This is a genomic window from Streptomyces sp. NPDC007971 (assembly GCF_042958635.1).
Classification (GTDB): Bacteria; Actinomycetota; Actinomycetes; order Streptomycetales; family Streptomycetaceae; genus Streptomyces.
Genome location: NZ_JBIBJK010000021.1, coordinates 32,241 through 55,229, shown reverse-complemented (window position 1 = coordinate 55,229; position 22,989 = coordinate 32,241). Strand labels below are relative to the sequence as shown.

The window sequence follows — 22,989 nt, the reverse complement described above, 5'->3', positions numbered from 1 at the left end:
CGCCCTGATCGCGGGCACGCGAACTGTCCCCCTCAGAAGCTCGGCGGTTCGGGAAGGTGGCGGACGCCTGGTGTGGGCGCCGTGGCTGAATGGTTCTGGAGTTGATGCAGGGCTTGGAGGGTCCAGCGGGTGTGCGGGTGTTCCCTGCCGAGGGTGCGTTCACGCAGGGCATGGATCTCCTGGAGTTCGTGCTGGGCGTGTTCGCGGTCACCGGTTTCCCAGGCCAGCAGGGCGAGTTCGGTTCGGGTGAGCAGGGTGTAGGCGTGGTGGTCACCGAGAATACGGCGGCGTGCGGCATAGACCTCTTTGAACTCCGCTTCGGCTGTGTGGAGGTGCCCCTGTCGCCGAGCTACCCACGCCAGGCTGTGCCTGGTGGCCAGGGTGTCGGGGTGCAGGTCGCCCAGCAGTGAGCGTCGTGTTTGATAGACGCGTTCGTACGCGGCGAGGGCGCGGGTGTGTTCTCCGCGTTCGCGGTGGATCCGGGCGAGGCTGTAGGCGACTGCAAGGGTGTCGGGGTGGTTCGGGCCGAGGATGGCGGTGCGGACTCGTTCGGCTGCCTGACACTCGCGCTCGGCCGCGGCGAGGTCGCCGCGTTCGCGCAGGACCATCGCCCAGGTGTGACGGGCCTCGGCCGTGTCCAGGTCGTCGTCCCCGAGGGTGCGGCTGAGGTACTGGACCACTTCCTCGAGTTCCCGGTCGGCGGCGTCCAGGTCGCCTTGCTTGCGGTGTTCCCGGGCGAGGCTGAGACGAGCGGCCATGGTGGCGCGGTGATCGTCACCGAGAAGTTCCCGGCGTCCCTCGAAGACTTCGAGGACACGTGAGGCTGCCTGGGGATAGAGGCCTCGGCGGTCCAGGTAGCGTGCGGCCTGCAGCGCAGCGGTGCCGATCGCGATGACGTCGGCGGGCGGCGCCGACTGCTGCACGACATGCCGGTGGAGGAAGAACGCGTGCGGGGCCAGCATCTCCCAGCGCGGCCAGGTGGCAGGGTCGTCGATGCTGCCCTGTCGGGTGCTGGCGCGGTTGATGAGGCGACGGGCTGCTGCCTCGGGCTCGCTGCCGAATTGTGCGCGGAGGGTGTCGCGAACGAGTGGGTGCAAATGCAGCAGCGGCACGGCGGTGGACTGCGTGTTCAGTTCGATCAGGTTCAGCTCTGCCAGCAGTTTCAGGGCGCGCCACAGGCGGGTGCCGTCGATGTGCTCGAGACCCGAAATCTGCTCGAGTTCCTCAGGGGCGAGGACCAGGACGTAAGGCAGGGGTGCGTCCGCGAAGGCTGCGAGGAGGCTGAGCAGGGGTTTCGCCTCAGGGATGCCGCTGCTGTCCAGGCGTTCCAGGCTGAGCATCAGCGTGCTCCTGACGATGACGAGGGGTTCGAGGCTGCTGGCAGTGTCCTGATCGAGGACGTGTTGGAAGGCGAGGAATGACGAGATCGTGTCTGCAGAGGGCCAGGGTTGTTCTCTGGCTTCGGCGAGGTAGCCACCGGCCAGCCGCAGGGCAAGGGGCAGGCCTCCCAGGCGGCGGGCCAAGTGTTCGGCTTCCTGGGGAGAGCCGCAGCCGGGGCCGGCTTGGTCAAGGAGGACGGCCGCGGCAGCGGAAGGGGAAGCCGTGGACTCTGCCGTGGGCTCAGCGGTGGGGAGGCCGGCGACGCGGTGCAGCACGGCGCTGGTCCCCCAGGCGGCGGCGCTGGCCTCGCGGGTGGTGACGAGGACGAGACCTGGGGACTGGTGGGCGCGGACGAGTCCGGTGTTCTCGTGCAGGGCGCCGGATCCGTCCAGAAGGGCAGTGTTGTCGGCGCCATCCACAACCAGGAGCCAGGGCTCGGCGGACCGGTTGAGCACGGCCCACAGGGCATCGCCCAGGTCGTGGGTTCCCAACTCCTCTTCGATGACTCCTGCTTGCACGGCCACGGTGCGCAATCCGGAGACGAGGGCCTCGCCGTCTGTCGCGCGGACCCACCAGATACGCGATCCCGTCTGCCTCGCGAGGTACGCGATCTCCAGAGCCAAGGCCGACTTGCCGGCGCCGCCCATGCCGTGCAGGACGTGAACGCGGCCGTCGCGGTGATCATCCGTCAACTGGTCTACCAGCTCAGCAAGCAAGATATCCCTCCCCCGTAGGGGATGCGCGGGATCGCGTCGGCCGTAGGGAGGGGTGAGGATCGCTGCGGCGAACTGGATCTGCTTCTGCAAGTACACGTTGAGTTGCTCGACCTGTCCGGCGGCCACCCCGGCGCGGCGGACCGCCAACGCACTCTCAACCACTCCGGCCGCTACACCTCCGGGATCCGCGCTCACCTCGAGGCGGCCGCTGACAGCGAGGGAGTGAGGGCCGACCGCGGCCGTCACCTGGGAAACCGCTGCCGCCTCACGGAGCAACTGAGCCGCCATCTCCCTTTCCGGCGGGTCGAGTTCCTGCAGCAGGCCTTCGAAGCGGCTTTGCCACATCCGCCGCACGGCAGCGAACTGCTCCGGGGAGCCTCGTACTGCCGTTGCAGCCTGATCCAGCTCTGCAGAGACCGCGGCCTCCACCCGCGGATTGCCCTGGCCGAAAGCCCGGGCGATGCGTGAACGCACAGAAGCCCAGGCGTCCGTGCCTGCGGCCTGCACCATTGCGGTTCCGCCGGCCGCTGCCGCAGCGGCCAGTGCCTCAGCGAGCATCTCTCCCCCATCGGTGATCGAGCGGTGCGTGACCGCCTGATACCGCAGCACTGCTTACCCGTCACCCGCCAAGGCCAAGCCACGCGTACAAAATCGCAACAAAGCCCGACGCGCCAAGGCATGAGGCGCCTTCATCCCCTCCGGCAAGCCGTCACCACCCCGTCACGAATCGGAGCTCCGGTGACGGGCTGTGACCGTTGGTCACACAGTCACGCTTCAGCGGCACCCAGCAGCACCGATCGCTCCCCTTACCCGACGCCGCGACGGTCCGCGGCTTCCAGGCACGCCTCGCCACGGAAGACCTAGCCGCCGCCATGCACTTCAACAGCCCTGGCAGGATCGCAACAGCCCATGGCATCACCGCCCTCCTGGCTGCAAACGGCGTCGACTCCCGGGCAGACCTTCACGCGTGGCTCAACGACCAGGCCAGCCGCACTGCCTTGCGCACAGTCAAGGGTGTGGGACCAAAGACCGTGGACTACATCGGGAACCTCGTCGGCCGCTCGCAGGTCGCCATCGACGTACACCTTCGCGCCTTCGCCGCGGATGCCGGCGTCTCGGGCCTGACGTACGAGCAACTGCAAGCGGTGTACGAGGAAACCGCGACCCTCCTGGGCCAGGAACCCGGTGGCTTCGAGCACGCCGTTCGGCGGTTCAAGTCGCAGACCGCGTAGCAGGGCAAGCTGTGACAGCCACCACCAGGTTCGCGAACTCACAGCGGTAGTCACGAAACCTTCGCTGCCCGCCACCTGCGACGACGGACAAGCCCACAGGTCCGAATCATGCGATGGCTGCTCCGGGGGCTGTCCGGGGGGGGCAGGCGGGGGACAGAAGGGCAAAGAAGATCAAGGAAAGGTACGGAAAGACAGGTACAAATCCATCCCCCATTGGCCGCAACGTCGCGGCAGCAGCTGAAGGTTCGCGAGCCGTCAGACACCCCGCTGCCGCAGCGTCGACCCCGATCTCCCCTTCACCACCTCCAGCTGTGCATGGATCCGTCGCCGCAGGTCCGCGACATGGCTCACGATGCCGACGCTGCGGTCGCGTTCGCGCAGGGAGTCGAGGACGTCGAGGACTTCGTCCAGGGTCTGGTCGTCGAGGCTGCCGAAGCCCTCGTCGATGAAGAGGGTGTCCAGCCGGACGCCTCCGGCCTCGTCGGTGACGACGTCGGCGAGTCCGAGAGCGAGGGCGAGGGAGGCGAAGAAGGTCTCACCGCCGGACAGGGTGGCCGTGTCCCGTTCGCGGCCGGTCCAGGCGTCGACGACGTGCAGGCCGAGGCCGCTGCGGCCGCGTCCGGTGCGGTCGTCGGAATGGACGAGGGTGTAGCGGCCCGAGGACATGCGCTGCAGCCGGACCGTCGCGGCGGCGGCGACCTGTTCCAGGCGGGCCGCCAGCACATACGATTCCAGCCGCATCTTGCGTTCGTTGTCGGCCGAGGTGCCCGCGGTGAGGGCGGCCAGACGGGCCACCCGGTCGTACTCCTCGCGCAGCGGGGCGAGCCGGCGTACACCCTCGGTGGCGTGGGCGGAGAGCCGGTCCAGCTCGGTGCAGCACTGGGCGGCCGCGTCGCGTGCGGAGGCGGCCGTGCGCAGTCGCCGCTCCGCCTCGGTGGCGGCCCGTTCGGCCGCGGCGAGGTCGGCGGGCGGCTGCTGGGCCGCGGCCGCGGTGTCCGCCTCGGCCAGGACGGTCCGTACGGCCGCCTCCTCCGACTGCCGTTCGTCCAGGCGGTGTTGCAGCTCGCGATGGGCCGCGTCGTCCAGGAGGGCGGCGGCCGCGGCCTGCGGGGTGTCGAAACCAGCGCGGTAGGCGGCGTCGGCGAGGCGGGCGTCGGCGTCCTTCAGCCGCCGGGCCGTGTCCTCGGCGGCGCGTGCGGCGTCGGCGGCGTCGGTGAGCAGTGCCGCCTGCCGCTCCAGCTGGGCGGCGCGGGCGGTCACGCTGGCGGCGGTCCCGCGCGCCTGCGTCAACTCCTCTTCCAGAGCTGCCTGTTCGCGCTCCAGGCTCTCGCGGCGGGTGAGCCGGGAGGCGGTCCGCACGGCGGCCTGCTGGCGGTCGGCCAGGCGTCGCTCGCGCTCGTGCTCGGCCCGTCGCAGTTCCTCGTGGGCGGTGTGCAGGGCGGAGGCGTCCCGGCGGGCGCGCGTGTACTCCTGCTCCAGGGCGGTGGCCTCGGCGGCGATGCGCTCGGTGGGCATCTCACCGGCCTCGGCGGTGGCGGCGGCCAGCGCCTCGCGGACGGTGCCCAGGCGCCGCTCGTCCTCGGCGCGCTGTTCGTCGGCACGCCGACTGTCGGCGAGTGCGCGCTCCTCGGCCTCGCGGTCGACGTGCCCGGCGACCTTGCGGGCGGGCGCGGGGTGTTCGGCGGATCCGCAGACGGCGCAGGGCTCGCCGTCGGTGAGGTGGGCCGCGAGTTCGGCGGCGATGCCGCTGAGGCGCTGTTCCTTCAGGTCGAGCCAGTGGGCGCGCGCGTCCAGGGCCCGCTGTCCGGAGGCGAGCAGCCGGCGCTGTGCCTCCTCCAGGTCGGCTTCCGCCGCGTCGCGGGTGCGGGCGGCCTCCAGGCGCCTGCGCGCGGGTTCACGCTGGACGGCGAGCTGTTCGGCACGGGTGGCGGCCTCCTGGGCGGACTCGACGCGGGCCTGGAGGGCCGCGCGCGTGCCGTCCCAGTCGGCGAGCCAGGCCTCGGCCTCGCGCAGGACGTCCTCGTCGGCGCGCTCCTGCCGGTCCAGCCCGGAGCGCTCGTCGGTCAGTTCGGCGAGCCGCTGTTCGGCGCGCCGGGCCGATTCCAGGCCGCCCAGTTGCTCGGCGGCGCTGCGCGCGGCGGCCGCGAGGCCCGCGGGAGTGGCGTCGGCGAAGGAGTCGGGGAGGAGCCTGCGTGCGCCTGCCTCGCTCGCGGCGGCCCTGCGGTGCTCGTTCTCGACGGCGTCCCGCAGTTCCAGGGCGGGCGCGACGGTCTCCGCCTTGCGGCCGCGTTCCATGCGCCGCTGTGCCTCGCGGTGCTCACCGGCCCGCTCCTCCAGGAGTGCGGCCCGTCGCCGCGCCTCGGTGAACCGGCTCTGCAGCCGGGCGAGTTCGCGAGTGTCACCGAGGGCGTGCTGGGCCGCGGCGTGGGCGGACTCGGCGGCCGTCAGGCGACAGTGGGCGAGGGTGAGGTGTTCGCGGGCGGTGCTGCGGGCCACGGCGGCCGTCTCCAGGACGGCCTCCGCGAGGCCGGGCTCGCCGGGGCTCAGCTCGGGCAGCTCCATGGTGCCGCCCGCCTCCTGCTGCATGCGGTGGGCGTCAGCGAGGAGCGTGGCGTCGCCTTCGCGCACCCGGGCCTCGGTCGCGCGCCGGCGCTCGGCGAGCCGCTTCTCGACGTCGGCGAAACGCTGGGTGTCGAAGAGGCGGCCCAGCAGCCGGCCTCGGGCCTCGGCGTCGGCGCACAGGAAGCGGGCGAAGTCGCCCTGAGGCAGCAGGACGACCTGGCAGAACTGCTCGCGGCTCATCCCCAGCAGCTGGGTGATCTCCTCGCCGATCTCCTGGTGGGAGCGGCTGAGGTCCTTCCAGGCGCGGGCCGGGGCGTCGTACTCGCGCAGCCAGGTCTGGGCCTTGTCGACCGTGGTGCCCTTGCCGCGCAGCTTGGGCCGCTCCCACGGCGGCTGCCGGGTGATCTCCAGCCGGCGCCCCGCGACGGTGAGTTCGAGGCGGATCTCGGTGCGGGTGCGCGGTTCGGCGTGGTCGCTGCGCAGGTTCATGCCCTGGCTGCTCTGCCGGGCGCCGGGGACGGAGCCGTAGAGGGCGTAGCAGACGGCGTCGAGGACGGAGGTCTTGCCCGCGCCGGTGGGCCCGTGCAGCAGGAAGAGTCCTGCGGCGGACAGGGCGTCGAAGTCGACGGCCTGGGAACCGCCGAAGGGGCCGAAGGCGGTGATGTCGAGCCGGTGCAGCCTCATCGGGCCACCTCCCGGACGGTGGCATCGGCGCGCGCCGCGTCGAAGGCCTCGCCGAGCACGGCCGCCTCGCGCGGATCCGGCCCGGCGCCGCGCACATGCGCCACGAAGTCCTGGGCGATCTGCTGGTCGCTGCGGCCCGCGAGCCGCCGGGCGTAGGACACCTGGGGGTCGTCGTCGGCGCGTTCGGGGGCGAAGACGAGGCTGAGGGTGTGCGGGAAGCGCTCGGTGAGCCGGGCCATGGGGTCGGCCGGGCGGACCGGGTCGGTGAGGGTGGCCTCGACCCAGGCGTCCTCGTGGTGTGCCAGCCCGGGGTCGGCGAGGAGGTGGTCGAGGGTGCCGCGGATGCGGGCCAGCGGACGTGGCACCGGGCAGTCGACGCGCTCGGCGGTGACGGAGCCGTCGGCGTCCAGGTCGAGGAGCCACATGCTCTTGCGGTGGTCGGCCTCGGAGAAGGAGTAGGCGAGCGGGGAGCCCGCGTACCGCACCCGCTCGGTGATGGTCTGGCTGCCGTGCAGATGTCCCAGCGCCACGTAGTCGACGCCGTCGAAGACCGCGGCCGGTACGGCGGCCACTCCGCCGACGGTGATGTCCCGCTCGCTGTCGCTGGCCAGGCCACCGGTGACGAAGGCGTGGGCGAGGACGACGGAACGGGTGCCGCGCGCGCGGGTGGCGAGGTCGGCGCGGACGCGGTCCATCGCGGCGGCGAGCACGGTCTCATGGGCCGCCTTCTCCACCGCGAACTCGTCCCTGACCAGCGCGGGCTCCAGATACGGCACCCCGTAGAAGGCGACGTCGCCGTGGGTGTCCGTCAGCACGACCGGGGTGCCGACGGCGGCCGGATCGGTGCGCAGGTGGATGCCCGCGCGGTCGATGAGCCCCGCGCCGACGCCGAGCCGGCGGGCCGAGTCGTGGTTGCCGGAGATCATCACCGTGGGCACGCCGAGGTCCGCGAGGCGGTGCAGGGCGTCGTCGAAGAGCTCGACCGCGGCGAGCGGGGGCACCGCGCGGTCGTACACGTCCCCCGACACGACCACCGCGTCCACCGCGTGCTCGCGCACGGTGGTGACGAGGTGACCGACGAACTCGGACTGGGCCCCGAGCATGTTCACCCGGTGGAAGGCCCGGCCGAGATGCCAGTCGGACGTGTGCAGGAGTCTCATGATCCCCGAGACTAACGGCCGGGTCTGACATCACGGGCGGTTACTCCCGTATCGGCCCGCCATGACCCGCCCACCATGCGCCCGTTATGTCCGATTGAGGGGTAATATCACGCATCTCCGTAGGCTTCTCCGCCCAGTTCGAACCCGGCCGTGCCCGCCGTCACATCGGCGAGCCATCCTCGGAAGGCGTCCACGTCGGCGTCGGGCAGGCCGATCTCGATGGTGACGGCCTCGCCGTAGCGGACGTCCCGGACCTCGCGCCCGGTGGACCGCAGATCGTTCTGGACCTTGCCCGCACGCTGGTGGTCGACGGTCACCGTGGCCAGCCGGAACCGCCGCCGGGTGAGCGTGCCCAGTTCGTCCAGGGCCTCGCCGACCGCTCCGCCGTAGGCCCGGATGAGCCCGCCGGCGCCGAGCTTGACCCCGCCGTAGTAACGGGTGACGACGGCGACGACGTACCGCATGTCGCGGCGCAGCAGCATCTGGAGCATCGGGACACCCGCCGTGCCGCCCGGTTCGCCGTCGTCGCTGGCCTTCTGCACGGACGCGTCGGCGCCGATGACGTACGCCCAGCAGTTGTGCGTGGCGTCGGCGTGCTCCTTGCGGACGGCCGCGACGAACTCCTGGGCCTCCTGCTCGGTGGCCGCCGGGGCGAGGGCGCACAGGAAGCGGGAGCGGTTGATCTCGGTCTCGTGCACGCCCGCGCGGGCGACTGTGCGGTACTCGTCCTGCATCCCGCCAGCCTAATCCGTAGTTAAGGACGTTCCGCCGGGGCGGATGCTTCGCGGGATGTTCGAGTACGGGGCTGCGATGCCTCCGGCCAGCCGGGTCTCATGAGACCTCCGCATAGAGCGGCGCGTGGTCCCTGTGCTCATGGTGGTGGTCGCGTGGGTGCCGGACGGATGCCTGTGCTGCTCTCCCCCGTCCCCTAGCTGCGGCCCTCGTCCTCCACTCCGGCTCCCGGTCTCCTACTCCGGGCCCCGCTCCTGGTCCGGCCCCCGCTCACCTTCGCGGGTCCGCTCCGGCCCCGGCTCCTGATCCCGCACCTTGTCGTCACCCTTATCCCGGGCCTTGGCCTTGGCCTTGTCCTTCCGTCCGCGCGGCACGGTGAACGACGTCAGCAGGGCCGCGCCCGGGGCGAGGGCCGGCCAGCCGGTGCCGCGCCAGGCCAGCACGGCGATCCCGGAGGTCGGGAACTTCACCCGCACCCGGTCGAGTGCGTCGTCGAGCCCGTCCCCGGCCAGCGCCACGATCAGCTCCTCCAGCCCCGGGTTGTGCCCGACGAGCAGCAGCGTCTCCACCTCGCGAGGTGCCTCGCGCACGACTTCCAGCAGGTCGGGCACGTCGGCCGCGTACAACCGCCGGTCGTAGTGCACGGGCGGCGGTGTGCCCCACTGGCCGGAGGCCAGCTCCCAGGTACGACGGGCCCGCACGGCGGTGGAGCACAGGGCGAGGTCGGGCAGGCAGTCGGACTCCGCGAGGGCGCGTCCGGCGGCCGGGGCGTCCCTGAGGCCGCGCGGGGCCAGCGGTCGCCGGTGGTCCTCGACACCCGGGGGCCAGGCGGACTTGGCATGCCGCAGCACGACCAGCCGGCGCAGCGGGCCCGTGCCCGCGCGCTCGATCATGCGAGGCTGCCCAGGTCGCGAGCGAGGTCCAGGGCGAGCAGGCGGTCCGCGTAGACGTACGTCTCGAACCGTGCGCCGTCCGGCAGCCCCGGCGTGCGCTCCACGCCCCGCAGGACGTCCAGCACCCCGGGCAGATCCAGATCGTCCTCCCAGGCGGCCCGCAGACGCGCCCGCACCTCGTCGGGCACCGGCCGCGAGGGGCGGCGCGCCCACCCGGCGACGGCGTGCCGCCAGTGGTCGAGGGTCCGTGCGGCCTCGGCGAGCCGGCCGGCGTCCAGCCGTACGGCCGTGTTCCGCGGGACGCAGAAGAGAGCGAGCCGCAGGGAGGCGGGGTCGGAGAGGAGGAGGGAGAGATCGACAGGGAGGTCACCGCCCCTCGCGCCGGGCACGGCGGCGGGGGCGGTCGCGGCGGCAGGGGTCTCGCCCGGCGCGGGGGCCGGGATCTCCCCGGGGATCGCCGGGGCGACGGCCAGCAGGGGACCCTCGGGAGGAGGGTCCTCGGTGGTCTCCGCCACCACGTGGATCACCTGTGACTCGCCCAGCCCGGACGCGAGGTCGCGGCCGTCCTCGAAGGGGCGGATGGCCAGGGCCGTCGCGGCCGCGCGCAGCTCCGCGGTCCGGCGGGGCGCGGTGAGGATGGTCCAGACGGGAGTGCCGCCGAGCTCCAGGGCGCGGACGAGAAGGTCGGCGGTGAGCAGCACGCGCAGGGCGGTCAGGTCGAGGTCCGAGGCGTAGGCCTCGATACGGGTCAGGCCGCGGCGGGCGGGCGCGGCGGAGACGGGCTCACCGGTTCGGGCGTCGAGGATGCGCAGCACGGCCCGAGCGTAGGCGCGCGAGCGTCCGTACGCAGGCACCTTGCGCCGATTCCGGACACCGTGGCGGGGCTCCGGATGGGGAATCCGCAGCTGGCGGGCGCTGTTGTGCAGCCGAGAACTCCCCCGCGCAGCCCGAGGAGGCGGCCGTGTACGGCGACGAAGCGACCATCCGCAGGATCCTGACCGAGCTGGGTGACACCTGGGCCGTGGTGGGCCTGTCCACCAACCGGCAGCGTGCCGCGTACGGCGTGGCGCAGGTGCTGCAGCGGTACGGCAAGCGGATCGTGCCCGTGCATCCGACGGCACAGACAGTACACGGCGAGCGCGGTTACCCCTCCCTGGCGGACATCCCGTTCGAGGTGGACGTGGTCGACGTCTTCGTCAACGGTTCGCTGGCCGGAGCGGTGGCCGACGAGGCCGTCGTGAAGGGTGCGAAGGCGGTGTGGTTCCAGCTCGGCGTCGTCGACGAAACCGCTTACGCCCGGACCCGGGCGGCGGGTCTCGCGATGGTCATGGACCGGTGCCCGGCGATCGAAATTCCCCTCTTGACCTAGTGTCACTCCTTCTTCATCACAATTAGCCGCTGAATATTGACATTCGGGTTGGGTGTCTGACCTGTGAGAAGGCTGTCCCCAAGACGGACAAGATCCTGGGTCAAGTTTTGGTAAGTAGTCTTTTGCTGAGACGGAAAGCGTTCCTAGCCTGTGGCCTCCTTCCCCGTTAATTCCGCGTTTACGATCTGAGAGGCCACTTGACATGGCGAAAGTCGACCATGCCGCGCCTGTAGACACGACGGCGCAGGCCGGAGGCCTGCGCCGCGACGTCGGTCTGATCGGTCTGATGTGGGCCTCCGTGGGCTCCATCATCGGATCCGGCTGGCTGTTCGGTGCCGAGAAGGCGGTCGCGGCGGCCGGCCCCGCGGCGATCATCTCGTGGGTGATCGGTGCGGTGGCCATCGTGCTGCTGGCGCTGGTGCACGCCGAACTCGGCGGCATGTTCCCGGTGGCGGGCGGCACCGCCCGTTACCCGCACTACGCCTTCGGTGGCCTGGCCGGCATGTCCTTCGGCTGGTTCTCCTGGCTCCAGGCCGCGACGGTGGCCCCGATCGAGGTCGAGGCCATGATCGGCTATGCCAAGCACTGGCACTTCGCCGACGGGCTGCAGAACGCCAACCAGACACTCACGGCCAGCGGCATCGCCGTCGCCGTGATCCTCATGGCCGTGTTCGTCGCGGTCAACTTCCTCGGCGTCCGCATCCTCGCGCACACCAACAGCGCCGCCACCTGGTGGAAGATCGCGGTCCCGCTCGCGGCGATCTTCGTCATCGCCATCGGCAACTTCCACCCGGCCAACTTCACCTCCGAGGGCTTCGCGCCCAAGGGCGCCGCGGGCGTTCTCGGCGCTATCAGCTCCAGCGGCATCATCTTCGCGCTGCTCGGCTTCGAGCAGGCAATCCAGCTGGCCGGCGAAAGCCGCAACCCCAAGCGTGACCTGCCGCGCGCCACGCTCGGCTCGGTCGCGATCGGCGCCGTGATCTACCTGCTGCTCCAGATCGTGTTCATCGGCGCCCTGCCGCACGCCTCCTTCGCCAAGGGCTGGGCGAACCTGAACTACGCCGGCATCAGCGGCCCCTGGGCGGGTCTCGCCACGCTGTGTGGCCTGGGATGGCTGGCCTGGGTGCTGTACGCCGACGCGATCATCTCCCCCGGCGGCACGGGCCTGATCTACACCACCGCCACCTCCCGCATCTCCTACGGCCTGGCCAAGAACGGCTACGCGCCGAAGGTGTTCGCCAAGACGGACTCGCGCGGTGTGCCGTGGTTCGGCCTCGCGATCTCCTTCGTGACCGGCGTGATCTGCTTCCTGCCCTTCCCGAGCTGGCAGACGCTGGTCAGCTTCATCACCTCGGCGAGCGTGCTGATGTACGCGGGCGCCCCGCTGGCCTACGGCGTCTTCTCGGACCGGTTGCCGAACCACGAGCGTCCGTACAAGCTGCCCGGCGGCAAATTCATCTCCCCGCTGTCCTTCGTGGTCGCCAACCTGATCATCTTCTGGTCCGGCTGGGACACCCTGTGGCGCCTGGGCTTCGCGATCCTGATCGGCTACGTGCTGCTCGGCTCCTACGCCTGGTACGCGATCCGCAAGGGCCTGCCCAACGCGCCGCGGCTGGACTTCAAGGCCGCGCAGTGGCTGCTCCCCTACCTGGCGGGCATCGGCGTGATGTCCTACCTGAGCACCTTCGGCGGTAACGGCGACCTCCCGCTGTGGTGGGACATCCTGGCCGTCACGGTGTTCTCGCTCGGCATCTACTTCTGGGCCAAGGCGACCGCCTCCGCGTCCGAGCAGATCGAGCGCGACATCGAAGAGGTCGTGGTCACCGACGCCCCGGCGCACTGACGCCGCTCCTGCCCCGGTGTCCCGTCGGCCGCGTCGCGGCTGACGGGACACCGTCATGATGTGGGAGTGATCTCCCCTTCTCGCCGGGCGTCTGCCACCGGCCCGAGCCTCTCCCCGTGCCCCGGGGAATCCAGCGCGGCATCGACGAGGTCGCGGTTGTGGACGTACCCACGCGCTGACCAGTCACCCCTCTCCAACAAGGGCGTCCTCCGTCAGCCACGACCGTGTGGCCGTGGCCGGCGGCGTTCTCGCCTCCCTGACATGACATGCTCACATCAAATTCGACACATGGCTCGGTCAAGGGCGAGTAAGCACGGGACGGAATCCCTGATTCCGGCAATACCATGATCATCGAGAAGGGTCTGGGACCCAGGCATGACCGAACAGAAGCCAACGGAGAACAAGTTCACGTGAAGATCAAGGGTTTGCGGGCGGCCGTGCCCGCCCTGCTGGTACCGCTGATGGCCACTACGTTCGTGGTCGGGTCCACCGGCATCGCGTCCGCCTCCTCCAATGACTGCGAGAACCACCAGGTGACGCGCGAGGAATCGAACCTTGTGTGCATCTTCATCGACGGCAAGGGGTTGACGGTCAAGTCGATCCACGGACGGTTCATGGGCATCTGGGGCAGGCCGAAGCTGACGCTCTACATCAACGGAAAGCTGGCGTCCAGCCTGAAGTCCCCGAAGACCACGCAGGACTGGCTGACCGCCTTCCCATCGAAGTTCGACAAGAAGTACGCGAACGGGACCACGATGAAGGTCTGCCTGAGCGAGGTCACCGGCGACATCCCCGCCAAGAGCCTGTGCACCGAGCCCCTCAAGATCCACTCGTGATCCCCTCCGGATCCGTCTGACCACGAAGACCGGGAAAACGGCCCTTCAGGGGTCGTTTTTCCCTTTACGACAAGCCGACCCCTCTCGCGTCGCGCACCCTCACCGCTCGGCAAGGTGGTGGTCCGCCGTCTTCAGGACCTCCTGCACCAGCGCCGACGCCCCCGCGCCTGACCCTGCTCTCCCCTGGTGTCACATCGGCCTGCGGCTGACGGGACACCGTCACAATGTGGGGGCGATCTCCCCTTCTCCCCACCCCGACTCCACGCCCGAGGAACGCCGTACGGTGATCGTCGTGGGCGCCGGGCCCGCCGGGCTCACCATCGGCGCCGTCCTGCGGGCCGCCTCCGTCGACTGCGTGGTCCTGGAGAACGAGAGCAGGCAGTTCATCGAGACCCGGCCGAGAGCCGGCGTCATCGAGGAATGGGCGGTCCGTGAACTCGCCCGGCGCGGCCTGGCCGACAATCTGTTGACGCGGGCCCAGGTGAACGACACCTGCGAGTTCCGCTTCGGCGGCGGGCGGTACCGCTTCCCCTACAGCCATCTGACGGGTCATCATCACCACGTCTACCCACAGCCGTTGCTGGTGACGGACCCGGTGCGGGAGTACGCCGACGTGGGCGGCGGGTGACATCCGCTTCGGCGTGCGCGACGTACGGCTGCACGACCGGGACTCGGACCGGCCCGCCGTGTCGTACCAGTGTCCGGAGACGGGTGAACGGCGGCTGCTGCGCTGCGACGACCCGGGGAACTGGCCGCACGAGCGGGTCTGGGCCGAGCTGCGGACCCGCCTCGGAGCGGCCGGCGCGCCGCCGCTGACCGAAGGGCGGCTGACCGAGAAGCGGGTGCTGGACATGCCCCACTACGTCGTCGAACCCCTCGTCCACGGGCGGCTGTCGCTGGCCGGCGACGCCGGCCATCCCACGGCGCCGATCGCGGCGAAGGGCATGAACCTCGCCCTGCACGACGCCTTCCTGCTCGGCGACGCGCTCGTCGCGTACGTCACCCGGGGCGACGGGAGCGGCCTGGACGGCTACTCGGCGGCGTCTCTGCGGCGGGTGTGGGACTACCAGGAGTTCTCGCAGTGGCTGTCGGACATCCATCACGGTGGCGCCTCGGGCGATCCGTTCCGTGCGGGCACCACGCCGGCCCGGCTGCGCCGCCTGTTCACCTCGCCCGCCGCGGCGGCGGCCTTCGCCGAGCAGTATCTGGGGGCGGCCGCCGCGTTCTGAGCGCACGGCGGATCAGCGCTCGGGGGCGGTGACCTTCTCGGCGAGGCGGTGGTCGGCCACCTTCAGCGCCTCGCCGACCAGGCGGCGCACATGGCCGTCGCTCAGCGAGTAGACCACGCGGCGGCCCTCCTTGCGGGTGGCGACCAGGCCCGCGAGGCGCAGCCGGGCCAGGTGCTGGCTGACAGCGGGACGGGCGGAGCCGCACGCTTCGGTGAGCGTGGTGACGTCGGCCTCGCCCGCCGTCAGGGAATGCAGCAGGGTGAGGCGGGTGCGGTCGCCGAGCAGCGCGAGGAGTTCGGCGGCGACCGCGAACTGCTCGTCGCCGGGGCTGCGCGGCTGCGCATGATGCGCAGGTGATAGGTGCATGCGTGCGCTCATACGCACATAATGGCTCCATGGGCGCCGTACGTCCATGCCCGCACACCGGAAGGGGATCCACGTGAGCGACCGGCACACGCACCAGCAGGGCCAGGAACCCCATGAGCACGGCCATGCCCATACCTCTCCCGGGCTGCGGCACCGCCTCGCCCACCTGATCACCCCGCACTCGCACGAGACGGCCGACAAGCTCGACCCCGCCCTGGAGTCCTCGGCACGAGGCATGCGGGCGCTGTGGGTGTCGCTGGCCGTGCTCGGAGGGACCGCCCTCGCACAGGCGGCGGTGGTAGCGGTGTCCGGGTCGGTGGCGCTGCTCGGGGACACCGTGCACAACGCGGCGGACGCGCTGACGGCCATCCCCCTGGGCATCGCCTTCGTGCTGGGGCGCCGTGCAGCGACGCGGCGGTTCACCTACGGTTACGGGCGCGCCGAGGATCTCGCGGGTCTCGCGATCGTGCTGACCATCGCCGCCTCCGCCGCGTTCGCCGCCTGGGTGGCCGTCGGGCGGCTGCTCGATCCGCGCCCGGTCGAGCAGGTGCCGGCGGTCGCGGTCGCCGCGCTGCTGGGCTTCGTCGGCAACGAGTGGGTGGCTCGGTACCGGATCCGGGTGGGCAGGGAGATCGGCTCGGCCGCGCTCGTCGCCGACGGACTGCATGCCCGCACGGACGGGTTCACCTCACTGGCCGTGCTGCTGGGGGCCGCGGGCGCGGCCCTGGGATGGCAACGGGCCGACCCGATCGTGGGGTTGGCGATCACCGCCGCGATCGTGCTGGTCCTGCGGGACGCGGCGCGGGAGGTGTTCCGGCGGGTGCTGGACGCCGTCGACCCGGCGCTGGTCGACCGGGCCGAGCAGACGGTGCGTGCGGTGCCCGGCGTGCGCGGGGTGGGCGAGCTGCGGCTGCGCTGGATCGGTCACCGGCTGCGGGCGGAGCTGGCGGTCGTGGTGGACGGCGAGGCGACGGTGCGCGAGGCGCACGCGATCGCCGTCGAGGCCGAACACGCCCTGCTGCATGCCGTACCGAGGCTCACGGCTGCCCTGGTGCACGCCGATCCGGCACCGGTGTCGGGCGGGACGGACCCGCATCTGGCGCTGGCCCATCACCTGCCGGCCTGATCCAAGGCGTGACGGCCTGGCCTCAGGCGACCCCGAGCCCTTCCAGCACCACCGCGCCCGGCAGTTCCGCGAGGGCCTTGCCCGGCACCAGCAGTTTGCCGCGCCGCCGGCCGCTGCCGATCAGGACGTAGGGCAGGTCGGCCACGGCCGCGTCCACCAGCACCGGCCAGTCGGCGGGCAGCCCGATCGGGGTGATGCCGCCGTACTCCATGCCGGTCTCGCCGGTCGCGGTGTCCATCGCGGCGAACGAGGCCTTCCGGGCCCCGAGATGGCGGCGCACCACGCCGTTGACGTCGGCCCGGGTGGTGGAGAGCACCACGCACGCGGCGAGCGTGGTGTCGCCGCCCCGCTTGCCCGCGACCACCACGCAGTTCGCCGAGCGCTCCAGCAGGTCGCGGCCGTAGTGCTCGACGAACACGGCCGTGTCGGCCCAGCGCGGGTCGGTGTCGACGTAGACGATCCGGTCGGCGGGGACACTCCCCCGCCAGTGGCGTACGGCGTCGGCGACCGGCGCGGTCAGCGCGTCCAGGCACTCCGGGGCGGGGGTGGCGGAGTCGAAGTCTCCGATGGGTGCACGCATGGCCGCACGCTAGCAGTCCGCGGACCGGGCACCGGCGGGCGATCAGCGCACGGGCGGGACCGAGACGGCCATCACCATCTCCATGGGGACGTCCCCTTCATTGCCGTACGTGTGCGGGGTGTTGGCCTCGAAGGCCGCGCTCGCGCCCGTCGGAACGAGGTGCTCGACACCGTCCACGGTGAGGGTCAGCTCGCCCGCGGTGACATGGACCAGTTCCACGGTGCCGGACGGGTGCGGGTCGGAGGGACTGCGGTCGCCGGGCATCAGCCGCCAGTCCCACATCTCCAGCGGTCCGGGGGCCTCGGTGCCCGCCAGGAGCCGGTTGTAGCTGCCCGCCTCCGTGTGCCACAGCCGTACGGCCTGATCGGCGGGGACGACCCGGACCTTGGGGCCCTGTTCGTAGTCGAGCAGGGTGGTGACGCTGATGCCGAGCGCGTCGCCGATCTTGACCACGGTGCCGATGCTGGGGTTGGTGCGGGCCTGTTCGATCTGGATGAGCATGCCGCGGCTGACTCCCGCCCGGGCGGCCAGGGCGTCCAGGGTGAAGCCGCGCTCGGCACGCCAGCGTTTGACGTTGCGCGCCAGGGACTGGGTCAGCAGGTCGAGGTCCGACACATCACATCCAGGAGGGTTCACTTTATTGAATTACGAGGTTCAGCTTGTTGCACTATGCTGTGGTGCACCTACATGTTCACTGCACTGTACTGCGAGGTGGCCCGTGACAGCATTCTTCGCACTGACCACCAGTCTCCTCTGGGGCCTGGCCGACTTCGGCGGCGGGCTGCTGACACGCCGCACACCCGCGCTGACGGTGGTCGTCGTCTCGCAGGCGATCGCGGCGGCCGTACTCGGCGCGGTCGTGGTCGCAACCGGCGGCTGGAGCGAGGCCGGCCCGCGGCTGTGGTTCGCGGTCGCGGCGGGCCTGGCCGGCCCGCTGGCCGTGTTCTGCTTCTACAGAGCGCTGGCGCTGGGCCCGATGGGCGTGGTCTCCCCGCTGGCCACACTCAGTGTGGCCGTCCCGGTCGGGGTGGGGCTGCTGCTCGGCGAGCGCCCGGGAGCCCTCCAGGTCGCGGGCATCGGTGTCGCCGTCACCGGAGTCGTCCTCGCGGGCGGTCCGCAGCTGCGCGGTGCGCCCGTGCAGCGGCTGACGATCCTGCTCACACTGGTCGCGGCGCTGGGCTTCGGCACGGTGTTCGCGCTGATCACGGAGGCCTCGACCAATGTCACCGGCCTCTTCCTGTCGCTGTTCGTGCAGCGGGTGACGAGCGTCGCCGCGGGTGGCGCGGCGCTGTACGCAGCAGTGCGCCGGGGCACCCCCGCCCTGCCCGAAGGCGGCCTTCCCCGCACCGCGCTGCCGGCGCTGGCCTTCGTCGGCCTCGCGGACGTGGCGGCCAACGGCACCTATGCGGTCGCCGCCCAGCACGGCCCGGTCACCGTGGCCGCGGTGCTCGCCTCGCTCTACCCGGTGGTCACCGCGCTGGCCGCGCGCGGCTTCCTCAGCGAGCGGCTGCGCGGGATCCAGGCCGCGGGCGCCGGGCTCGCCCTGCTGGGCACGGTGCTGCTGGCGACCGGCTGAGTCAGCCGTCGGCCTCCAGACGGGCCAGCCGGGCGGCCGCCTCCTCGTCCAGGTCGGCCAGGGCGCACAGCTGCTCCGGGGTGATCCCGTCCGGGAGCGGTATCGGTGCCGGGGTCCGCAGCGGCGGCTGCCAGCCCTCGTCGGGCGTCCAGCGCCGCACGACCCGGGCGGGAGCCCCCGCCACCACGGCGTGGTCGGGCACGGTCCCGCGGACCACCGCGCCGGCCGCCACGACCACGTTCCGGCCGATCCGGGCTCCCGGCAGGATCACCGCGCCGGTGCCGATCCAGCAGCCGGGGCCGATCTCGACCGGCTCCATGCGCGGCCACTGCCTGCCGATGGGCTCGTGCGGGTCGTCGTAGGAGTGGTTGGTGGAGGTGACGTAGACGTACGGCCCGAAGTAGCAGTCGCCGCCGATGGTGACGGTGGTGTCGGCGATGACATGGCTGCCGCGGCCGAGGACGACTCCGTCGCCGATGCACAGGATCGGGTCCGGGCCGAGGTCCAGGTCCGGCATCAGGCCGGCGGTGAGGGTGACCTGCTCGCCGATGATGCAGTGGGCGCCGAGGTGGATCCAGGGCTCGCCGAAGACCGTGCCGAGCGGAAAGGCGAGTCGGGTACCCGATCCCAACGCGCCGAAGCGGAATCCCGCAGGGTGCTCGGCCGTGACGGAGCCCGTGCGCTGCACCCAGGACCAGGCCGCGTGGACGGCGCGCTGGGCGAGGCTGCGCCTCCGGGACGAGAACGTGTTCTTGCGCTTCGGCACGGGGTCACGTTACTCAGCGGTCGCCACCGGCGAGAGGGCGGACCGCTGTGATCTTTGCCCCACCGGGTGTCGTACCGTTCGGGGACACGACGCAGACGAGGAGACGGCGATGACGCACAAGGCGCTGATCGTGGGTATCGGGGGCAAGGAGCCCCGGGTCGATCCTGAGGCGTTCGTGGCACCGACGGCCTCGGTCATCGGGGATGTCACGCTGAGCGCGGGGGCCAGCGTCTGGTACGGGGCGGTCGTGCGGGGCGATGTCGAGACGATCACCGTCGGGGCGGACGCGAACGTGCAGGACAACGTCACGCTGCACGCGGATCCCGGGTTTCCCGTCCGCGTGGGCGAGCGGGTCTCCATCGGGCACAACGCCGTCGTGCACGGGGCGACCGTGGAGGACGACTGCCTCATCGGGATGGGGGCGACCGTACTCAACGGGGCGGTGATCGGGGCGGGGTCGCTGGTGGCCGCTCAGGCGCTGGTGCCGCAGGGGATGGTGGTGCCGCCCGGGTCGCTGGTGGCGGGGGTGCCGGCGAAGGTGAAGAGGGAACTGGCCGCCGAGGAGCGCGAGGGGGTCACCCTCAACGGCACCCTGTACGCGGAGTTGGCGAAGGCGCACCGCGAGGTGCATCAGTAGGGAGTGCGGCGTCCGCGGGCGGGCCGGGGCCGGTCGCGCCCGCGCGGCGGAGCCGCACACCGCCACCGCCCGCGCCCCTTGCGGGGCGCTTCAGTCCCCGGTGCCGACGGGTTCCGCCTCGCGCTGTTGCGTCTGCGCCTTCTTCGCCTTGCGCTTGATGATCAGCATCGAGGCCAGGCCGATCAGGACCGCTGCCGCCAGGCCCAGGTAGGAGAAGCGCTTCAGCCAGTCCTCGGCGACGACGCCCACGTAGTAGATGACGGCCGTGGTGCCACCGGCCCAGCAGATGCCGCCGAGGACGTTGGCCGTCAGGAACTTCCAGTACGGCATGTGCAGGACACCCGCGAGCGGGCCGGCGAAGATGCGCAGGAGGGCGACGAAGCGGCCGAAGAAGACGGCCCACATGCCCCACTTCTCGAAGGACCGCTCCGCGGTGGCGACATGGCCCTCACCGAAGTGTCTCGGGAACTTCCTGCCGAGCCAGGCCAGCAGCGGGCGTCCGCCCTTGCGGCCGATCGCATAGCCGATGGAGTCGCCGATGACGGCACCGGCGGTCGCACAGGCGCCGAGGACGACCGGGTTGATCCCGGAGTGGTGGGAGGACATGAGCGCCGCCGAGACCAGGACGATCTCGCCCGGCAGCGGGATGCCCAGGCTCTCCAGGCCGATCACCAGCGCCACGACGGCGTAGACCGCAGCCGGTGGCACCGTGTCGAGCCATTCCTGGACGTGCACGCCGGTTCCTCCCCTGTCGTCGTCTTTGGGTGCCGGAGCGTGGCTTGCGCAGCCCACCCCATGGGAAGGCTACCTGGTCGGCGGTGAACGGCGGCTCCCGCGCACGCCCGGCGGCACCGTCCCGCCCTCGCGCCTTCGGGTTTCGGACATCCCGGTGTCATACGGGAGGGGAAAACTTCCCGCGGTTTCGCCGCCCCGCCTCCCCCAGGCCCCACCCCCGTGGAGCCCGATGCGGAAGGACGACGTCCCCGTGTCCTCACTGTCCCCGCTCTCCTCACCCGGCTCACCCTCCCCGCTCACGTCGCCCACTGCACCCTCGACACTCGCCTCACCTTCTCCGCCCTCGCCACTCGCCTCACCTTCTCCGCCCTCCCCGCTCGCCTCGCATCCGTCGCCCTCCCCACTCGCCTCGGCTTCTCCGCTCGGCGCGCTCGCCTCGCCCTCGCTCGCCGCGCCCGGCGCCACTTCCCCTCCCCGGTCCGGGGCTCCGGCGCGTCGTGCCTCCCTCATGGCGGCCCGGCCCGTCCGGCTCGCCCTGTGCCTGTTTCCCCTGCTGTTCGCCGCGGGCTGGGTCCTGGCCAACCGGCCCCTGGCGTACGAGGGCGCCGCCCGGCTGGTCGCGGCCGACCCCTGGTGGCTGCTGGCCGGGGGCGGGTTCACCTGCCTGACCTGGGTCACGGCCTCCTGCGTCCGGCAGGGAGCGCTGCCGGACCGCGTCCCGCCGGGGCTGCTGCTGGCCTCGCAGTTCGCCGCCGGTGCCGCGAACCACGCCCTGCCCGGCGGCCTCGGCGCGCACGCCGTCACGGTCCGCTTCCTGCGCACCCAGGGCGTGCCGCTCGCCCGCGCGACCGCCTCGATCGGCCTGTACTCGCTGGCCAAGTCGAGCGCGAAGACCGTGGTGCTGCTGGTGTTCCTGGCCGTCACGCCCGCCTGGCGGCGGCTCGGGGACCTGGTCCCGGACGGCCGGTTCCTGGTGCCCGTCGCCGCCGTCGCGGGCGGCGCGCTCGCGCTGGTGGGTGTGCTCATGACGGTCGTACGGCCGTTGCGGCGCCCGGTGACGGAGCTGGTGCGCTCCGCCGTCGCCGACGCGCGGGAGGTGCACCGCCGGCCCGCGCGGGTGCTGGCCCTGTGGGGCGGGGCGGCCGCGATGCCGCTGGTGCAGGGCGGCGCGCTGGTGTGCGTGGGGTCCTCGCTGGGCCTCGGACTGCCCTGGGAGCACGTGGTCCTCGCCTATCTGGCGGCCGGCACCGCCGTGGGAGCCGTACCGTCCCCCGGGGGGCTGGCGGTGGACGCCGCCCTGGTGTGGACCCTGGTCGCCTTCGGCGCCACGCCGGCGGTGGCCACCGCGACCGTGATCGGCTACCGGGTGCTGACCGACTGGCTGCCGCTGCTGCCGGGCGCCCTGGTGCTGTCGGCGCTGATCCGCGCGAAGGTCCTGTGAGCGCCGGTCACTCGCGGCGGGCGACCAGCCGGTAGGCGTTGGACAGGCCGAGGCGATGGGACAGGGGTCGGATCGCGAGCCGGTCGAGGAGGGCGGCCGTGATCAGGGCGGGCACCGACGCGAGGAGGAGTGCGGTGCGCAGGGTGCGCCGCAGGGCGCCGGGCGGTTCGGGCAGCCAGGGGGCGTCCTCGCGCGGGGCGGTGTGGTCGAGGCAGAGCCAGACGGCGGCGAGCAGGTCGACCGGGTCGTGCGGCTCCGCGTGCTGCTCGGCGACCACCGTGAAGCCCAGGTCGGTCAGCCGCCGGCGCAGGTTGGCGACCGGCATGAAGTGCAGGTGCTGCGGCTGGAGCCAGGGCAGCCACCAGCGCCCGAGCAGACGGGCGTAGCGGCTCTCCGGGTCCGGTACCTCGATGAGCAGATGACCGCCGGGGCGTACCACCTCGTGGGCGGCGCGCAGTTCGCGGTCGGGGTCGGTGCTGTGCTCCAGGTAGTGGAACATGCTCACCACGTCGTAGTGGGCGGCGAGGTCGGGTGCGAGGTCGGGGAAGGCACCGCGGTAGGCGTGCTCCACGCGGCCCTCGCGGGCGGCGAGGTCGACTCCGTCGGTGAAGTCGAGGCCGTCGAAGCAGGTGCCGGGCAGCACCGTCCGGGCGGCCTCGCAGAAGTGGCCGTGGCCGGTGCCGACGTCGAGCCAGTTCTTCGGGGTGGGGTCGTGCGGCGCCATCGACTGCGCGCGGTCCCGGTACATGGCGGTGCGGCCGCCGAAGGTGCCACCCATGCGCTGCTCGCCAAGACCGTCGTAGAAGTCGCGGTAGTAGAACTCCAGCCCCTCAGCGGTCAGTTGGGGGTTCTGGAAGGTGTGGCCGCAGTCGGTGCAGCGGTCGAGGCCGAAGCGGCCGGGCTTGTGCTGGAGCAGGTCGGTGGTGCGCAGCCGGGTCGTCAGACGGCTCGAAGCGCACCAGGGGCAGGTGGTGCGCCGGGGTGCGAAGAAGCGGTCCGTGCCGTCGGCCAGATCGACCTGGTAGGCAGGGCGCAGGGCGGCGATGCGCTCGGTGTTCTTCCTCTGGTCGCTCATCGGCTCTCCGTTGTCCCTTGATCGCTCATCGGCTCTCGGTCGTCCCTCGAT

The 22,989-nt window shown here is 71.9% G+C and carries 19 protein-coding genes and 2 pseudogenes; 9 read left to right on the top strand and 12 right to left on the bottom strand.

Going from position 1 to position 22,989, the window contains the following annotated elements; all coding sequences use genetic code 11:
* Positions 1-32: 32 nt before the first annotated feature.
* Positions 33-2,705, bottom strand: coding sequence for a tetratricopeptide repeat protein (locus tag ACFZCP_RS34940; RefSeq protein ID WP_391435800.1), 2,673 nt, complete (start codon positions 2,703-2,705; stop codon positions 33-35).
* Positions 2,706-3,112: 407 nt separating this feature from the next.
* Here ACFZCP_RS34940 and ACFZCP_RS34935 point away from each other — a divergent pair, with 407 nt between their 5' ends.
* A complete protein-coding gene (locus tag ACFZCP_RS34935) occupies positions 3,113-3,328 on the top strand; it encodes a hypothetical protein (RefSeq protein ID WP_391435797.1) in 216 nt (71 codons plus the stop codon).
* Positions 3,329-3,583: 255 nt separating this feature from the next.
* Here the strand turns inward: ACFZCP_RS34935 and ACFZCP_RS34930 are convergent, their stop codons facing one another.
* The 5 genes and pseudogenes from ACFZCP_RS34930 to ACFZCP_RS34910 form a co-directional block, all read right to left on the bottom strand.
* Complete coding sequence (locus tag ACFZCP_RS34930) at positions 3,584-6,574, bottom strand: AAA family ATPase (RefSeq protein WP_391435794.1); 2,991 nt, start codon at positions 6,572-6,574, stop codon at positions 3,584-3,586.
* A complete protein-coding gene (locus tag ACFZCP_RS34925) occupies positions 6,571-7,734 on the bottom strand; it encodes an exonuclease SbcCD subunit D C-terminal domain-containing protein (protein ID WP_391435790.1) in 1,164 nt (387 codons plus the stop codon). Before ACFZCP_RS34925 ends, ACFZCP_RS34930 begins: the two co-directional genes overlap by 4 nt.
* Positions 7,735-7,841: 107 nt before the next feature.
* Positions 7,842-8,468 (bottom strand): YigZ family protein, encoded by a 627-nt coding sequence (locus tag ACFZCP_RS34920; protein ID WP_391435787.1) that lies wholly within the window; start codon positions 8,466-8,468, stop codon positions 7,842-7,844.
* A gap of 354 nt (positions 8,469-8,822) precedes the next feature.
* Positions 8,823-9,359, bottom strand: a pseudogene (locus tag ACFZCP_RS34915) (SixA phosphatase family protein); the annotation flags it as partial.
* Complete coding sequence (locus tag ACFZCP_RS34910; RefSeq protein WP_391435784.1) at positions 9,356-10,174, bottom strand: hypothetical protein; 819 nt, start codon at positions 10,172-10,174, stop codon at positions 9,356-9,358. The gene ACFZCP_RS34910 and the pseudogene ACFZCP_RS34915, both read right to left, overlap by 4 nt.
* 146 nt (positions 10,175-10,320) lie before the next feature.
* Between ACFZCP_RS34910 and ACFZCP_RS34905 the strand changes: the two genes are divergently transcribed.
* The 4 genes and pseudogenes from ACFZCP_RS34905 to ACFZCP_RS34890 all read left to right on the top strand — a co-directional run bounded on the left by ACFZCP_RS34905 (position 10,321) and on the right by ACFZCP_RS34890 (position 14,636).
* The gene (locus ACFZCP_RS34905) at positions 10,321-10,728 is read left to right on the top strand and encodes a CoA-binding protein (RefSeq protein ID WP_391435781.1); all 408 of its coding nucleotides are present in this window, start codon (positions 10,321-10,323) and stop codon (positions 10,726-10,728) included.
* Between the two features lie 202 nt (positions 10,729-10,930).
* The gene (locus ACFZCP_RS34900; RefSeq protein WP_391435778.1) at positions 10,931-12,571 is read left to right on the top strand and encodes an amino acid permease; all 1,641 of its coding nucleotides are present in this window, start codon (positions 10,931-10,933) and stop codon (positions 12,569-12,571) included.
* 410 nt (positions 12,572-12,981) lie between these two features.
* Positions 12,982-13,407, top strand: a complete 426-nt coding sequence (locus ACFZCP_RS34895; protein WP_391435775.1) for a hypothetical protein — start codon at positions 12,982-12,984, stop codon at positions 13,405-13,407.
* 286 nt (positions 13,408-13,693) lie between these two features.
* A pseudogene (locus tag ACFZCP_RS34890) lies at positions 13,694-14,636 on the top strand (FAD-dependent monooxygenase).
* Between the two features lie 12 nt (positions 14,637-14,648).
* Here ACFZCP_RS34890 and ACFZCP_RS34885 read toward each other — a convergent pair.
* Complete coding sequence (locus tag ACFZCP_RS34885; RefSeq protein ID WP_391435771.1) at positions 14,649-15,014, bottom strand: metalloregulator ArsR/SmtB family transcription factor; 366 nt, start codon at positions 15,012-15,014, stop codon at positions 14,649-14,651.
* A 61-nt stretch (positions 15,015-15,075) separates the two neighbouring features.
* Between ACFZCP_RS34885 and ACFZCP_RS34880 the strand changes: the two genes are divergently transcribed.
* The gene (locus ACFZCP_RS34880) at positions 15,076-16,128 is read left to right on the top strand and encodes a cation diffusion facilitator family transporter (RefSeq protein ID WP_391435766.1); all 1,053 of its coding nucleotides are present in this window, start codon (positions 15,076-15,078) and stop codon (positions 16,126-16,128) included.
* A 22-nt stretch (positions 16,129-16,150) separates the two neighbouring features.
* Here ACFZCP_RS34880 and ACFZCP_RS34875 read toward each other — a convergent pair whose 3' ends face one another.
* Both ACFZCP_RS34875 and ACFZCP_RS34870 read right to left on the bottom strand, forming a co-directional pair.
* Complete coding sequence (locus tag ACFZCP_RS34875) at positions 16,151-16,708, bottom strand: YbaK/EbsC family protein (protein WP_391435762.1); 558 nt, start codon at positions 16,706-16,708, stop codon at positions 16,151-16,153.
* Positions 16,709-16,750: 42 nt separating this feature from the next.
* On the bottom strand, positions 16,751-17,323 hold the full coding sequence (locus ACFZCP_RS34870) for an XRE family transcriptional regulator (RefSeq protein ID WP_362694878.1): 573 nt from the start codon (positions 17,321-17,323) through the stop codon (positions 16,751-16,753).
* Positions 17,324-17,426: 103 nt separating this feature from the next.
* Here ACFZCP_RS34870 and ACFZCP_RS34865 point away from each other — a divergent pair, with 103 nt between their 5' ends.
* Positions 17,427-18,284, top strand: coding sequence for an EamA family transporter (locus tag ACFZCP_RS34865; protein ID WP_391435757.1), 858 nt, complete (start codon positions 17,427-17,429; stop codon positions 18,282-18,284).
* 1 nt (position 18,285) lies between these two features.
* Here ACFZCP_RS34865 and ACFZCP_RS34860 read toward each other — a convergent pair whose 3' ends face one another.
* Positions 18,286-19,050 carry an acyltransferase gene (locus tag ACFZCP_RS34860; protein ID WP_391435754.1) on the bottom strand — a complete coding sequence of 255 codons (765 nt, stop codon included), beginning with the start codon at positions 19,048-19,050 and terminating at the stop codon, positions 18,286-18,288.
* A 109-nt stretch (positions 19,051-19,159) separates the two neighbouring features.
* Between ACFZCP_RS34860 and ACFZCP_RS34855 the strand changes: the two genes are divergently transcribed.
* The gene (locus ACFZCP_RS34855) at positions 19,160-19,687 is read left to right on the top strand and encodes a gamma carbonic anhydrase family protein (protein ID WP_362694869.1); all 528 of its coding nucleotides are present in this window, start codon (positions 19,160-19,162) and stop codon (positions 19,685-19,687) included.
* Between the two features lie 90 nt (positions 19,688-19,777).
* Here the strand turns inward: ACFZCP_RS34855 and ACFZCP_RS34850 are convergent, their stop codons facing one another.
* Complete coding sequence (locus ACFZCP_RS34850) at positions 19,778-20,422, bottom strand: DedA family protein (RefSeq protein ID WP_362694866.1); 645 nt, start codon at positions 20,420-20,422, stop codon at positions 19,778-19,780.
* A gap of 508 nt (positions 20,423-20,930) precedes the next feature.
* On the opposite strand from ACFZCP_RS34850, the gene ACFZCP_RS34845 reads away from it, so the two are divergent.
* Positions 20,931-21,863 carry a lysylphosphatidylglycerol synthase domain-containing protein gene (locus ACFZCP_RS34845; protein WP_391435748.1) on the top strand — a complete coding sequence of 311 codons (933 nt, stop codon included), beginning with the start codon at positions 20,931-20,933 and terminating at the stop codon, positions 21,861-21,863.
* 7 nt (positions 21,864-21,870) lie between these two features.
* On the opposite strand, the gene ACFZCP_RS34840 is transcribed toward ACFZCP_RS34845, so the two are convergent.
* Positions 21,871-22,938, bottom strand: coding sequence for a methyltransferase domain-containing protein (locus ACFZCP_RS34840; RefSeq protein ID WP_391435743.1), 1,068 nt, complete (start codon positions 22,936-22,938; stop codon positions 21,871-21,873).
* Positions 22,939-22,989: the final 51 nt, after the last annotated feature.